We start from the raw sequence: 12,705 nt of genomic DNA, 5'->3' as shown, positions 1-12,705 counted from the left end.
AACCAAATACGCAGCGCAACGCCAAGTGGGGCGCTTTCGACTTATCCGCAAAATATAGCTAACCGAGCCTTAAGATTAGGTTTCAAATTCGCGCATATTTGGATTTTTGAAATGAAAATGTCAGTTGGTCTATAAGCCGGATTCTGTAAGGCAGAAAAATCTGCGTGGCAGCCATTCATCTGAGCCATCTGTTGCCAGAGGGCTTGTGCAACCAACCCGGATGACTGATCTGGAAACCGATCCGCACAGGCAAGCCCGCACTATGCCATCCCTATTTGGTTTTGCTCCCGGTGGGGTTTACCATGCCGAACCTGTTACCAGCTTCGCGGTGCGCTCTTACCGCACCCTTTCACCCTTACCGCGATAAACGCGGCGGTTTGCTTTCTGTGGCACTTTCCCTAAGGTCGCCCTCGCCGGACGTTATCCGGCACCGTGTCTCCATGGAGTCCGGACTTTCCTCTCCTCAAAAAGGAGCGACTGCCCGACCAACTGACCCGCTTTCAATAGGGTCGCATGTGCGCCGGGTCAAGCATTATGCAGATTCTGTTGAATTCGCCTGTCGGCTTTCTAAAATTTGATCATATGCATGGTTGATGGCAGCCATCTTTTTGGAGGTCAATTGCACGAGCTCTGCAGGCACACCTTTCGCCATCAGGCGATCTGGATGGTGCTCGGCTACCAACTTGCGATATGCGCTCCGCAAACCATCATCATCGATGTCGCGATCGACACCCAAAACAAAGTATGGATCACTATCGCCCGCCACCATATGGCGCGCGCTCAATCGATCAAACTCATCCTCGGTCAGCCCGAAGATAACACCCACCGTTTCCAAATAGGCCAGTTCATCTTCGTGGATAAGCCCATCTGCCTCAGCGATGTGAAACAGCCCGTCCATCACGTGCTCTAAAGTTTCGGGACTGTCTTGGAACAAACGCGCCACCCGCCGGGCATAGGTTTCAAATCCGGCAACATCCTGCTGCGCCAGATCAAAAACCCGCGCCACCTGCTCCTCGGCACCCGCGGGGATTTCCACATTCTCCCGAAAGGCACGAATTTCATCTGCGGTGACCACCCCATCCGCCGCCGCCATCTTGGCAGACAGCGCCACCAGTGACAGGGTAAATGCAGCCTCTTTGCCGCCCAACAACCATGTTTCAGGGTCAAGCAACGAGGCCAGCGAACCTGCCAGCCCCGTGCGTTCAGAAAACGAACCAATTTTTTGCGCTATTACCGTCCAAACAGACATTTTTCCCTCCGCAGCCAACTGGTTGCCAGATATAGGCGACATTATGTCCGATTCCAGACAATAAAACGAGAATTAGCCTCTTGAATTTTCAGGCCGTCGCCCCAATAGGCGGGCCAATGCATAGACCAAAGGCGACCGATTCATCGTATAAAAATGAAATTCAGTAACCCCACGGTCCACCAATTCAGTCACTTGCTCCGCCGCAACCGCTGCTGCCACAAGCGCATGCGTTTCCGGATCATCTTCCAATCCTTCAAATCGCTCTGCAACCCATTTTGGAATGGTGGCACCGCAACGTCCAGCAAAATTGGAGATTTGCGTGAAATTGTGGATCGGCTGTATCCCGGCCACAATCGGTGCTTCAATGCCCGCATTGCGCGCCCGATCAACAAAGCGCAAATAAAGCTCATTATCAAAGAACATCTGCGTGATCGCTCGGCTGGCGCCCGCATCAATCTTTCGCTTAAGATTTTCGAACTCCGCATACCAATCCGGACTTTGCGGGTGCTTTTCAGGATAGCACGCGACAGAAATGTCAAAATTGCCAATGGTCCGAATGCCAGCCACCAGGTCGGCGGCATTGCGATAGCCTTCCGGATGCGGCTGAAACGGTTGGCCAACGCCCTCTGGCGGATCGCCTCGCAAAGCAACAATGCGGGAAACCCCGGCATCCTTATAGCCGCGCACAACTTCATTCACTTCTTCTTTAGTGGCCCCAACGCAGGTCAAATGCGCGGCAGCCTTCACACCAGATTCCTTTTCAATCCGCGACACCATTTTGGTGGTGCGGCCACGTGTGGTGCCGCCTGCACCATAAGTCACCGACACAAAGCGCGGCGACAAAGGCGCAAGCCGTTCCAAAGTTTCCCAAAACCTCGCTTCCATCTTATCGGTTTTCGGGGGGAAAAACTCGAAAGACAAATCCAGCTTCGCCAATTCCTTTTCAGATTGGCGTGACAAGCGGTCTGGAGTCGAAAAAATAGGGGTATCACTCATAATAAATTCAATTCTTGCTATTGTCCGTTAAGTGCCAAATGCACACGGTTAGTCCATCGTCAGGTCCGGGATGTGGGATCTCCCGCGACTGCATCACATTAAGTCGCGCGCTACGCGCCCAGGCCTGCATTTGAACATGGGAAAGACCTAGGCGACGATGCGCCTGTTCTTCCCGCAGGAACTCCAATTTGTGGGGCATAAAATCCACCACCATGATGGCGCCGCCCGGCTTGAGCGAAAGTCGCGCATTTTGCAAGGCAATGCCCGGATCATCAAAATGGTGCAGCACTTGGTGCAACATCACGAAGTCGGCGCTGTCACGATATTCAGACAAATCACCAATATCGCCCAAACGCACCTGAACATTCTTCTGGTTTGAACGTTCAAACTTGGTGCGTGCCACCGAAATCATCTCGCGGCTCGCATCCAGCCCGATGCCCTTTTGAAACTGATCTGCCAGCAGCTCCAACATCCGGCCCGTGCCAGTGCCCAAATCGAGGAATGTGTCGAAATACTTGCCATTCAACATGCTTTGAATGCTTTGCTCCACCGCCTCGTCCGGCGCGTGCAAGGTACGCAAGCGATCCCAGTCTTTTGCCACTTTGGCAAAAAATGTCGCAGCGCGTGCTTGATGGTCGCGGCGCACTGCGGCAAGCCGTTGCCGGTCAGCCACCAACAATTCATCGTGGTCGTCCAAGCGTCCCAGAATATGCTGCACAAGCGCGGCAGACTCCAATTCATCAGACAGTCGGAAAAATGCCCAAGCACCTTCTGCATGTCGCGTAATGAGACCCGATTCGGTCAATAATCGGAGGTGTCGCGACACCCGAGGCTGGCTTTGGTCCAAAATCTCGGTTAAATCCTTCACCGAGAGTTCACCTTCGGCCAAAAGCGCGAGCAGCCGCAACCGCGTGAACTCACCCGCAGACCTCAAGATTTCCACCATTTCGCGCAAATTCGTCACGTCACCCTCATGTGATATAAAGGTTTCTTTATATCCTAAATACAGAATTTGGCAATGAAATAGGTTAAAGCGGTGTGGGTAATTTTATTACCTCACCTGAAGGAAATCTTCAATTAAAACAACAATTAAATAAGAGTCGTTAAAAAGATGACAAACGAACGTCACAGTACGGCAAATAACTCGTCAAACGATCGTGATAAAATGTGCACGATTTTGAGTGCACTTGCGGACCCTGTAAGACTATCAATTGTGGAACAATTGGCGGAAAAGGGCGAACTGCCAGTGGGTGCGATTTCATCACCCCACACCATTACGGCACCAGCCATCTCTCGTCACTTGCGCGTATTGGAATCTGCAGGCGTCATTGAACGCCGCATCGACCGCCAATGGCGGATTTGCTCATTACAAAAACCCACCATCCAAAATGTCGTAAATTGGGCACAAAGCTTGATTGACTGACGGCGCCCACCCGGCATCAGACTATAAATTACGTCGCAATCGCAGCTCTCACGCCGCAGCTTTAGGCAACTCGCCTATTTTGCTGTGGCCGACGGAAACTATGGGCCCGCCACATTTCAAAAATTTCGCGGGCATCGTGGAACGATAGCGATTCATATCGAGCTGACGCTAATTGCAGATCATCTGCATTGAGTTTGTCGCGCCAAGGCACAATTGCAATCGCCTTGGCAAAGCTTTCTGGTGACATATCCAACGCACGCGCCGCCACGATGAATGCGCCGACATCTTGCCCGGCAAACCATTTCACCATCACTTCTGGCTGAATGCGCAGCATTAATGCAATCGCTGCTGCTGAATGGTGCGCATATGAAAAGCGACAGAAACGCTCCAGCGCCTTCATATCGAGTTGGCGACGATCGCTAAGCGCTCGCACCTGGCCCCACGCAACAGTCCACTCAGTTGCGTTAAAGCCCACGCGCTCCTTAATCTTGTTCACAACAACCTTTTTGGCTGCATCAACATTTGCACGGTCAATTTTCATGTGTGTGCGTGCCAGTGTAGAAAACACACGCTTGCTCGCATCATCGAGTGTTGAATAGATCGAACGCCAGTCCACATCATGACGATGCCCCATTGAACCCGCAATGCTCTCGTCTTTGGCAGCACGTTGAATAAGCGACGGACCAGCTTCAGGGCCGATCTCTGCCTTCTCATTTTCAACAAGCTTTTTAACGGTTTCATTTTCAGCATGATGACAAATTGAACTGCTCACACGGTCAGCTACCGATGAGCGACCAGCGATTGCTGAACGGTGACCTTCAGATTGAGACTCGATAATTTCAATCAAATCATCATCTGACAGCACGCTGGAGAATTCCAACAGCGGCGTTGCCACTTCAACTTCATCGTGCGCCAATTTGATGACAACGGTGCCCGGCGCACGCGACAGCGGCGCCAAAATTTGCGCAACATCAGCACGGGCTTCCGATTCCACAAGTTCAGCAAGTTGACACAACACTTCGTCATATTGCGCAATCTGCTCATCATCGCAGCGGTCCACCACATGGCTAAACAATGTTGCCATGTTCCGGATCAATTGCTCGCACTCAGCTTTGTTCGGGTCACTTGTGAGTGCCCGAAAGTTAGAGAACGCAGTCCCCTTGGAATGATCGAGTTCCATTGCTACCTCCTTAAGCGCTTCTGCGCCATTCAGTGCAATCTACATGAGGCTGCATAAAGTAAATGCTGGCGTTTCAGCTAAAATTTGCTGCAAACTTTATCGATCAGATTTAGGTTTCATTAACCATAAAAGCGCCACCTCTAATTGAGGCGACGCTCCAATTTATTCAATTCTGGGTTGCATTTAGCCCTTCAGAGCCGCCCGCACACCGTTGCCATAATCGGGGTGAACTTGGTCAAATAAGGCCAATTGTCGATCGACAATATCTTGAGGCACCCCATCCATCGCGTCGGCAATGTTAGAAAATAGCCGATCTTTCTGCGCTTGATCGAACAACTCAAACAGTGCACGTGGCTGTGAAAAATCATCATTGCCATCACGGTGATTGTGCCGATCCGCATCGCCGCTCAGTGGCAAAGCTGGTTCTTTATATTCCGGTGCTTCTTTCGCAGACTCATCAATTGAGTTCGGCTCATAATAAGCATCCACATGCCCGGTTTTCTGACCCATAAAGTTCATCTGTCCATCTTTATGATAGTGATGAACACCATTCTTTGGCTGATTTACCGGCAATGCTTCATAATGAGTGCCCAAGCGATAGCGGTGCGCATCTGCATAAGAGAAGATACGTGCTTGCAGCATCTTGTCTGGTGAGAAGCCAATGCCCGGCACCACATTTGATGGCGAGAAAGCAGCTTGCTCAATTTCAGCGAAATAGTTTTCCGCATTGCGATTCAACTCCATCACGCCAATATCAATCGGCGGGAAGTCCGCATGCGGCCACACCTTGGTCAAATCAAACGGATTGTGCTCAAAGCTCGCCGCTTGATCTTCCGTCATGATCTGCACTTGAACTTTCCAGCGCGGATAATGACCAGCTTCAATGGTGCCAAACAATGCCTCTTGATATGTTTCGCGGCTTTCGCCCACAACCTGTTTCGCCTCTTCATTGGTGAAGTGCGCATGGCCTTGTTCGGTTTTGAAGTGGAACTTCACCCAAACGCGCTCGCCGTTCTCATTCCATAAAGAATAAGTGTGCGACCCATAGCCATTCATGTGCATAGGTGCGGTCGGCAACCCGCGATCAGACATCAAAATCGTCACCTGGTGCAAGCTTTCAGGCGAAAGTGACCAGAAATCCCACATCGCTTTTGGCGACCGCAAATTGGTTTTCGGGTGCCGCTTTTGCGTGTGAATAAAGTCTGGGAATTTATATGGGTCACGCACAAAAAACACAGGCGTGTTGTTGCCCACCAAATCCCAGTTGCCTTCTTCTGTATAGAATTTCAGCGCAAAGCCACGCACGTCACGCTCAGCATCCGCTGCGCCCAACTCGCCAGCCACCGTCGAAAAACGCGCCAGCATTTGTGTTTCAGCACCCGGCTGCAACACTTTGGCCGAGGTGTATTTTGAAATGTCGCCAGTGATCTTTAGCGTACCAAAAGCACCCCACCCTTTCGCGTGCACAACCCGCTCTGGGATACGCTCACGGTTCTGGTGAGCCAGCTTTTCAATCAGTTGATAATCTTGCAACAGCAGCGGACCGCGTGGGCCAGCGCTCAATGAGTTTTGGTTATCCGAAATCGGCGCACCCGCCGTAGTGGTCAATGTTTTCTTGCTCATATCGCTCCCTTTCGTTCACTAAATTAAAGCTAATTGCGCAATGGCTAGAATTCAAATTGATTAAATTTTCAATTATGATAAGTTTTTCTTATGAGCGGAATGCCCCTTAAACAAATGCGCTACGCACTGGCGGTGCAAAAATATGGCCATTTCGGCAGCGCAGCCGAAAAGTGTCATGTGACCCAGCCTGCATTGTCTCAGCAAATTCAGACATTGGAAACGCAATGCGGCAAAAAAATATTTGAGCGGCTGGGCAAACGGGTGATCCCGACGCGCTTTGGCGAAGTGTTTTTGCTGGAGGCGGGCCGCATTGTCGCGCAAGTGGATGCATTGGAAGAAGCCGCGCACGAAGCCCGCTTTGGTCTCAGCGCGCCGATCCGCGGTGCCCTCATCCCCACCATTGCGCCCTATTTCCTGCCGCACCTGCTAACAACATTGGCCGAAAACTTCCCGACCCAGCTCTTCAATCTGGGTGAAATGCAAACCGAAATGCTGTTGACACAACTGGCCGATGGTGAATTGGATTTCGGCATTATCGGCACCAAACCGCCGCTTGAACGGTTCGAAGCGCAACCGCTGTTCGACGACCCATTTGTTTTGGCCGCTGCGCGGCACAAAAACATTCAAGACCCGGTCGATCTCAATTTGATGCAAAACGAAGAATTGCTGCTGCTTTCAGAGGGGCACTGCTTCCGCGACCAAGCAATTGAAGCGTGCAGCCTTAATCCCAATCCTCGCAATAAAGACCAAAGCTTTGCCGCGACCTCGCTCGCAACCATCGTTGAGTTGGTGGCCAAAGGGTTTGGCGTCACCTTGCTGCCAGCCATGTACCTTGCTCGCGAAATCCGCAGCGATGCTATTGCCTTGCATGAACTCAAATCGCCCGGCGCCCAACGCACAATTTCCATGGTGTGGCGACGCACCTCGGCGCAAAAACAGCAATTGCGTCAAATCGCAACCCTCGCCGCGGCGCTGGCCGAACCGTGCCTGACTATGCCTTCACGGGTTGATAAAGTTGCTGCGGCCACACCCGCACCTTAATCTCGTCGCCCTTGCGCACAAGTCCCGGGCGCTCCACCCAAGCCACAAGCCCACGCAACTCTGCTGCGGCTTTCACAAAGCCAAGCTCAATATCGTCACGACCATCATAATCAGCCTGCAACGCGGCCCCGGCAATTTTGCACGGTGCGTTATATCCATCAATCCGCAGCACTGCGCCAGATGGGAAAAAGAACTGCGTCCGCGATGGAATTTGTGAGAATTGCGGCAAGCCGCTGATCAACATGTTCGCGCCGATCCGCCCCGCATCAAAATGGTCGACATTCAGCCGTTCAGCAATAATCGCAACTTCTTCGACAGACAAAAGCGACACTTGGCGCTCATTGCGCATTTCAGTGCCGCGCTTATACCAAGGCTCGCGTCCGCCCGATTTGCGCGTCAATCCCGCATGGTGATCGCCGACAATCCCCTCATAAGTCAGTTCCAACTCCGGCACTGACGTTGAGATGAAATCATCCCCTGCCGCCAAAAACAAATCTGCAAGTTCTGCGGTGAATTTTTGGGCGGGGATCTGTGTCATGCAGGGACCTTTTTGCGTGCCCGCGCAGCCTCGCGCTGTCGGGTGAATGAATCATAGGTGAAGACCGCCAAGGATATCCAAATCAGCACAAAACTAAAGAGGCGTGCTTCATTTAGCGGCTCGCCCAACAGCCAAACCGCAAACACAAAATGCATGGATGGCGCGATATATTGGAAAATGCCAATCGTGGTCATCCGCAAGCGCTTCGCGCCAAATGAGAACAAGATCAACGGCCCTGCAGTCAAAGGCCCGCTCATAAACAGCAAGAACCAGATGAAAAGACCAGCTTCTGCTGTCGCCATTGGATAGGCAGGGCCCATATAGGCCAACAAAATAATGGCGAAAGGCATGATCATCAGCGTTTCAATCAACAAGCCCGGCGCTGCGCCCACATCCACGGTTTTGCGGAAATAGCCATAAAAGGCAAAACTGGCAGCCAAAGCCAAAGAAATCCACGGCACACCACCAAGGCCAATGGCCTGCACACCCACGGCAACGGCCGCAATAGCAATCGCTATGGTTTGAAACTTATTCTGACGCTCACCCAATAGCACCATGCCAATGGCCACATTCACCAATGGGGTGATGAAATAGCCAAAGCTAACCGAAAGCACATTTTCTGTGCCGGTAGCCCCAACAAAAATGGCCCAATTGATGGAAATGGCGACGGTAGACGCAGCCAACCACACCATAGATTTCCGAGATTTGAAAACGGCTTTAATCTCATCAAGCCGCTTCACCACCAGCAGGAAAATGGCCACCATCAAGGCCGACCACAACACCCGATGCGCCACCACAATATAAGGACTTACATCTCCCAATAGCCGGAAGAACAACGGAAACACGCCCCATGACGTATAGGCGGATAAGGCAGCAAGTGCGCCGAGTTGGGTTTGGCGAACGGAATCATCTGTGCTCATTATCGGGCCTTTCATCTTGATAAAGGCACGGATTACATCTTTTTGACTGGTTTGACCAATCAAACTGATAAATGAGGCCGATCACCTAAAACGATGGACTCGTCAAAGCGTGGCGAGATACGCACTCAGCAAATCATTGAACTGTTCAGGCTCTTCCAAATTGGGCAGATGGCCCGTCTGCTCAATCAATTTCGCCTCTGCCAGCGGCACATCCTGTGCAATCATAGCATTGAGCTTCTCGTGATAGGCAGAATCGCATGTTCCAGCGATCAACAGAAAGGGCATTTTGATTTCATGCAACCGAGAATAAGTCTCTGGCCGCGCCGCTTTTTGATTCAAGGGTGGATGTTTCAGCCGCAAACTATTCATATCCAAAAATAAATCACGCAATGCACCCTGCACCCGCCCTTCTTCTGCGCGTGCGCCATCCAGCCAAACCCGCGCCTCAAACTGGTTGAGCGCATCCAGATCATCCCCCGCTTCCAGCTTTTGATAATGCGCGTCAATTTCATTTTCCCGCACATCTAGCTCAATCATCGGCATCCCTGTAAAGGCAGAAGCAACAAGCACCAAGCCCGCCACCCGGTCTGGATGCGTAAGCGCAAACGCAGAGGCTAATCCGCCGCCCATCGAGCATCCCACCAGCACCGCGCGTTCAATGCGAAAATCATCAAGCACCGCCAACAAATCATCTATGTCCGAGCAAGGCACATCCTCAGAAACACTCTGCCCATATCCGCGCTGATCATAGGCGATGGCATGAACGCCCACATCCATGGCATCCAATTGGGGCTTCCACATGCGGTGATCCCCTACCCCAGCATGTAAAAACACAACCGGCGCCCCGTGCCCTTGCTCAACGCCAAAGATTTGCGTGCCATTTAGTTTGATCTTGAATTCTGCCATCGGAGCCCCCAATCCGCATCCAGATTTGCGATTTTAAGATGAAACACAAAAGGTGTATCATGCGTTCTACCTTGCGCACCTTAACGCTAAAAGGAAAGGGCAAAAGGATGAAACCGACAATCACTTGGTTATTGGTTGCCAACGGCACCGAAGCGAAAATCTTCGAAAACACCGGCCCGAACAAAGGGTTGACGGCGCTCTCAGATCACGGCAAACAACGTCAAGCGCTGAAAACCAGCGATATTGTCGCCAATGATCGCGGACGCACATTTTCTTCCGCAGGCGATGGGCGCAGCGCCATGGAGCAGCAAACTGATCCAGACGACGTGGAACATCAGCGCTTTTCAAAAGAAGTGGCTGAGCATCTCAATAAGGCCGCTCAAGAAAAGAAGTTCGACCGCCTGATCATCGCAGCACCGCCGCAAAGCCTTGGTGAAATGCGACAGCACTTCAACAAGCATTTGCAGGAAAAGCTAGAAGATGATGTGCCGAAAGATTTGACCAACATCCCAACGGCCGACCTGCCCGACTATTTCAAAAACATGGTCGTGTTTTAAGGGCAGACCAAACAAAAACGCCCCGCACTTGCGGGGCGTTTTTATTGACTCCACTTATCCGGCTTATCGGGTAAGCGGCTTATAAGTCACGCGTTTTGGGTTCACAGCGTCTGGACCCAAACGGCGAATTTTGTCTGCTTCATAATCAGCAAAGTTACCCTCAAACCATTCCACATGGCTGTCGCCTTCAAATGCGAGCATGTGTGTGGCCAACCGGTCAAGGAACATCCGGTCGTGAGAGATGATCACGGCGCAACCTGCAAACTCCTCCAGCGCTTCTTCAAGCGCAGCCAAAGTTTCCGTATCCAAATCGTTGGTCGGTTCGTCGAGCAGCAACACGTTCGCGCCAGATTTCAGCATTTTAGCCAAGTGCACGCGGTTGCGTTGACCGCCTGACAAATTGCCAACCTTTTGCTGCTGATCGCCACCGCGGAAATTAAAGGCAGAGGTATAAGCCCGGCTGTTCATCTCACGCTTGCCGAGTGTGATGATGTCGTTGCCTTCTGAAATCTCTTCCCAAACAGTTTTGTTGGCGTCCAAAGCATCCCGGCTCTGATCCACATAGCCGAGTTTAACCGTGTCACCAATGGTCACGCTGCCTTCATCTGGCTGCTCTTGCCCGGTCAACATTTTGAAAAGGGTAGACTTACCCGCGCCGTTCGGCCCGATCACGCCCACAATACCACCAGCTGGCAGGTTGAAGTTCAAATCATCAATCAACAAGCGATCTTCAAAGCCTTTTTTCAAGCCTTCAACATTGATCACCAAGTCACCCAAGCGTGGGCCAGGTGGCACAATGATTTGCGCTTTGTTGGACTGGGTCCGCGCTTCGTTGGCCTTCACCAACTCATCATAAGCTTTAATACGCGCTTTCGACTTGGCCTGACGCGCCTTAGGAGACGCGGCAATCCACTCTTGCTCGCTTTGCAACACGCGTTGACGCGCAGCATCTTCCGCAGCCTCTTGCTTAAAGCGCTTCGCTTTCTGGCCAAGATAAGCAGAATAATTGCCCTCATAAGGAATGCCACGACCACGGTCGAGTTCCAAAATCCAGCCTGTTACATTGTCCAAGAAATAACGGTCGTGGGTGATGATCAACACCGCACCTGGGAACTCACGCAAATGCTTTTCAAGCCATGCAGTGGTTTCCGCATCCAAGTGGTTGGTCGGTTCGTCGAGCAACAACAAATCAGGGGCGGCAAGCAGCAATTGGCAAAGCGCAACACGACGCTTCTCACCACCTGACAAATTTTCAACAGATGCATCGCCTGGCGGGCAACGCAGCGCTTCCATCGCCATTTCAACTTTTGAATCAAGATCCCAAAGATTTTCAGCATCAATTTGATCTTGCAGGGCAGCGCCCTCTTCAGCTGTTTCGTCAGAATAGTTCATCATCAACTCGTTATAGCGGTCGATAATGTCCTGCTTTTCTTTCACGCCGAGCATCACATTGCCGCGCACATCCAAGTTTGGATCAAGCTGCGGCTCCTGTGGCAAATAGCCAACTTTGGCTCCCTCGGCCACCCAAGCTTCGCCCTGAAACTCAGTGTCGATACCCGCCATAATTTTGAGAAGGGTAGATTTACCCGCCCCGTTTGGCCCCAAAACACCAATTTTGGCGTCGGGATAAAAGCTCAGATGAATGTTGTCCAACACCTTCTTGCCACCGGCATAAGTTTTGGACATGCCATGCATGTGATAAATAAATTGACGCGCCATATTGCGAACCTCAAATAATAAATGTCTTGCCCATGCGTTTAAGAGATTGCCGCCAAAGACGCAACCACAGAAGCAGGATTTTCGCGTGTTCTGCCCGGAAAGCGGCTATACAGGCAACCCAGTCATCGGCTTCACCACGCGGATCGCAAGGTTAGATTGTATTCTCGCCACATGCGGCAGACGCGACAAGCGGGTGCGGTGCAACCGTTCAAAATGCTCTGCATCTTCACACACAAGCCGCAACAAATAGTCTGACGCCCCGGCCACCAGCGAAGCTTCCAAAATTTCCGGCGCCGATCGCACGGCCTCCTCAAACTCGCTCAATGTGGCTTCGCTTTGATCCGTCAGGCTTACCTCCACATAGAAAAGCATGCCAAATCCCAAAATATCGGGATCAAGATGGGCATGATAACCAGAGATCAGCCCCCGCTCCTCCAAAAGCTTCACTCGACGATGACACGCTGAGGTTGAAAGCCCCACAAGGTCACCCAATTCCTGCATTGATATCCGGCAATCCGCCTGCAACGACCGAATAATTCGCTTATCCAACTGA

At 51.6% G+C, this 12,705-nt stretch carries 13 protein-coding genes and 1 other RNA gene; 3 read left to right on the top strand and 11 right to left on the bottom strand.

Annotated elements, in window-relative coordinates:
* Nucleotides 1-116 precede the first annotated feature (116 nt).
* From rnpB to ACP15Y_RS09620, 4 genes are all read right to left on the bottom strand, one after another.
* An RNA gene (rnpB, locus tag ACP15Y_RS09635) (RNase P RNA component class A) lies at nt 117-493 on the bottom strand.
* A 39-nt stretch (nt 494-532) separates the two neighbouring features.
* Nucleotides 533-1,249 carry a TerB family tellurite resistance protein gene (locus ACP15Y_RS09630; RefSeq protein ID WP_424982856.1) on the bottom strand — a complete coding sequence of 239 codons (717 nt, stop codon included), beginning with the start codon at nt 1,247-1,249 and terminating at the stop codon, nt 533-535.
* Between the two features lie 72 nt (nt 1,250-1,321).
* Entirely contained in the window at nt 1,322-2,245 is a 924-nt protein-coding gene (gene metF / locus ACP15Y_RS09625) for a methylenetetrahydrofolate reductase [NAD(P)H] (protein ID WP_424982855.1), read from the bottom strand.
* 7 nt (nt 2,246-2,252) lie between these two features.
* Nucleotides 2,253-3,209, bottom strand: coding sequence for an ArsR/SmtB family transcription factor (locus ACP15Y_RS09620; RefSeq protein ID WP_424982854.1), 957 nt, complete (start codon nt 3,207-3,209; stop codon nt 2,253-2,255).
* Nucleotides 3,210-3,356: 147 nt separating this feature from the next.
* On the opposite strand from ACP15Y_RS09620, the gene ACP15Y_RS09615 reads away from it, so the two are divergent.
* A complete protein-coding gene (locus ACP15Y_RS09615) occupies nt 3,357-3,668 on the top strand; it encodes an ArsR/SmtB family transcription factor (protein ID WP_424982853.1) in 312 nt (103 codons plus the stop codon).
* A 61-nt stretch (nt 3,669-3,729) separates the two neighbouring features.
* On the opposite strand, the gene ACP15Y_RS09610 is transcribed toward ACP15Y_RS09615, so the two are convergent.
* On the bottom strand, nt 3,730-4,848 hold the full coding sequence (locus ACP15Y_RS09610) for a DUF2336 domain-containing protein (RefSeq protein WP_424982852.1): 1,119 nt from the start codon (nt 4,846-4,848) through the stop codon (nt 3,730-3,732).
* 183 nt (nt 4,849-5,031) lie between these two features.
* Nucleotides 5,032-6,471 carry a catalase gene (locus ACP15Y_RS09605; protein WP_424982851.1) on the bottom strand — a complete coding sequence of 480 codons (1,440 nt, stop codon included), beginning with the start codon at nt 6,469-6,471 and terminating at the stop codon, nt 5,032-5,034.
* A 99-nt stretch (nt 6,472-6,570) separates the two neighbouring features.
* Between ACP15Y_RS09605 and ACP15Y_RS09600 the strand changes: the two genes are divergently transcribed.
* The gene (locus ACP15Y_RS09600; protein WP_424982850.1) at nt 6,571-7,512 is read left to right on the top strand and encodes a LysR substrate-binding domain-containing protein; all 942 of its coding nucleotides are present in this window, start codon (nt 6,571-6,573) and stop codon (nt 7,510-7,512) included.
* Here the strand turns inward: ACP15Y_RS09600 and ACP15Y_RS09595 are convergent.
* From ACP15Y_RS09595 to ACP15Y_RS09585, 3 genes are all read right to left on the bottom strand, one after another.
* The gene (locus ACP15Y_RS09595; protein WP_424982849.1) at nt 7,463-8,050 is read right to left on the bottom strand and encodes an MOSC domain-containing protein; all 588 of its coding nucleotides are present in this window, start codon (nt 8,048-8,050) and stop codon (nt 7,463-7,465) included. The two genes, ACP15Y_RS09600 and ACP15Y_RS09595, sit on opposite strands and share 50 nt — an antisense overlap.
* Complete coding sequence (gene rarD, locus ACP15Y_RS09590; RefSeq protein ID WP_424982848.1) at nt 8,047-8,970, bottom strand: EamA family transporter RarD; 924 nt, start codon at nt 8,968-8,970, stop codon at nt 8,047-8,049. Before rarD ends, ACP15Y_RS09595 begins: the two co-directional genes overlap by 4 nt.
* A 102-nt stretch (nt 8,971-9,072) precedes the next feature.
* Nucleotides 9,073-9,876 carry an alpha/beta fold hydrolase gene (locus ACP15Y_RS09585; protein ID WP_424982847.1) on the bottom strand — a complete coding sequence of 268 codons (804 nt, stop codon included), beginning with the start codon at nt 9,874-9,876 and terminating at the stop codon, nt 9,073-9,075.
* Between the two features lie 107 nt (nt 9,877-9,983).
* Here ACP15Y_RS09585 and ACP15Y_RS09580 point away from each other — a divergent pair, with 107 nt between their 5' ends.
* On the top strand, nt 9,984-10,433 hold the full coding sequence (locus ACP15Y_RS09580; protein WP_424982846.1) for a host attachment protein: 450 nt from the start codon (nt 9,984-9,986) through the stop codon (nt 10,431-10,433).
* Nucleotides 10,434-10,496: 63 nt separating this feature from the next.
* On the opposite strand, the gene ettA is transcribed toward ACP15Y_RS09580, so the two are convergent.
* Both ettA and ACP15Y_RS09570 read right to left on the bottom strand, forming a co-directional pair.
* Nucleotides 10,497-12,152, bottom strand: coding sequence for an energy-dependent translational throttle protein EttA (gene ettA, locus ACP15Y_RS09575; protein WP_424982845.1), 1,656 nt, complete (start codon nt 12,150-12,152; stop codon nt 10,497-10,499).
* A gap of 105 nt (nt 12,153-12,257) precedes the next feature.
* Nucleotides 12,258-12,701, bottom strand: a complete 444-nt coding sequence (locus tag ACP15Y_RS09570) for an Lrp/AsnC family transcriptional regulator (RefSeq protein ID WP_424982844.1) — start codon at nt 12,699-12,701, stop codon at nt 12,258-12,260.
* Nucleotides 12,702-12,705 lie beyond the last annotated feature (4 nt).

It is taken from the genome of Maritalea sp. S77 (genome assembly GCF_049801075.1).
GTDB lineage: Bacteria > Pseudomonadota > Alphaproteobacteria > Rhizobiales > Devosiaceae > Maritalea.
The sequence above is the reverse complement of the archived record's forward strand: the minus strand, read 5'-3'. Positions and strand labels throughout refer to the sequence as shown.

What these genes read in the sequence shown, in the direction of transcription:
- ACP15Y_RS09630 (WP_424982856.1), bottom strand. Translation starts at nt 1,249, where the DNA reads ATGTCTGTTTGGACGGTAATAGCGCAAAAAATTGGTTCGTTTTCTGAA.
- metF (WP_424982855.1), bottom strand. Translation starts at nt 2,245, where the DNA reads ATGAGTGATACCCCTATTTTTTCGACTCCAGACCGCTTGTCACGCCAA.
- ACP15Y_RS09615 (WP_424982853.1), top strand. Translation starts at nt 3,357, where the DNA reads ATGACAAACGAACGTCACAGTACGGCAAATAACTCGTCAAACGATCGT.
- ACP15Y_RS09610 (WP_424982852.1), bottom strand. Translation starts at nt 4,848, where the DNA reads ATGGAACTCGATCATTCCAAGGGGACTGCGTTCTCTAACTTTCGGGCA.
- ACP15Y_RS09605 (WP_424982851.1), bottom strand. Translation starts at nt 6,471, where the DNA reads ATGAGCAAGAAAACATTGACCACTACGGCGGGTGCGCCGATTTCGGAT.
- ACP15Y_RS09600 (WP_424982850.1), top strand. Translation starts at nt 6,571, where the DNA reads ATGCCCCTTAAACAAATGCGCTACGCACTGGCGGTGCAAAAATATGGC.
- ACP15Y_RS09595 (WP_424982849.1), bottom strand. Translation starts at nt 8,050, where the DNA reads ATGACACAGATCCCCGCCCAAAAATTCACCGCAGAACTTGCAGATTTG.
- rarD (WP_424982848.1), bottom strand. Translation starts at nt 8,970, where the DNA reads ATGAGCACAGATGATTCCGTTCGCCAAACCCAACTCGGCGCACTTGCT.
- ACP15Y_RS09585 (WP_424982847.1), bottom strand. Translation starts at nt 9,876, where the DNA reads ATGGCAGAATTCAAGATCAAACTAAATGGCACGCAAATCTTTGGCGTT.
- ACP15Y_RS09580 (WP_424982846.1), top strand. Translation starts at nt 9,984, where the DNA reads ATGAAACCGACAATCACTTGGTTATTGGTTGCCAACGGCACCGAAGCG.
- ettA (WP_424982845.1), bottom strand. Translation starts at nt 12,152, where the DNA reads ATGGCGCGTCAATTTATTTATCACATGCATGGCATGTCCAAAACTTAT.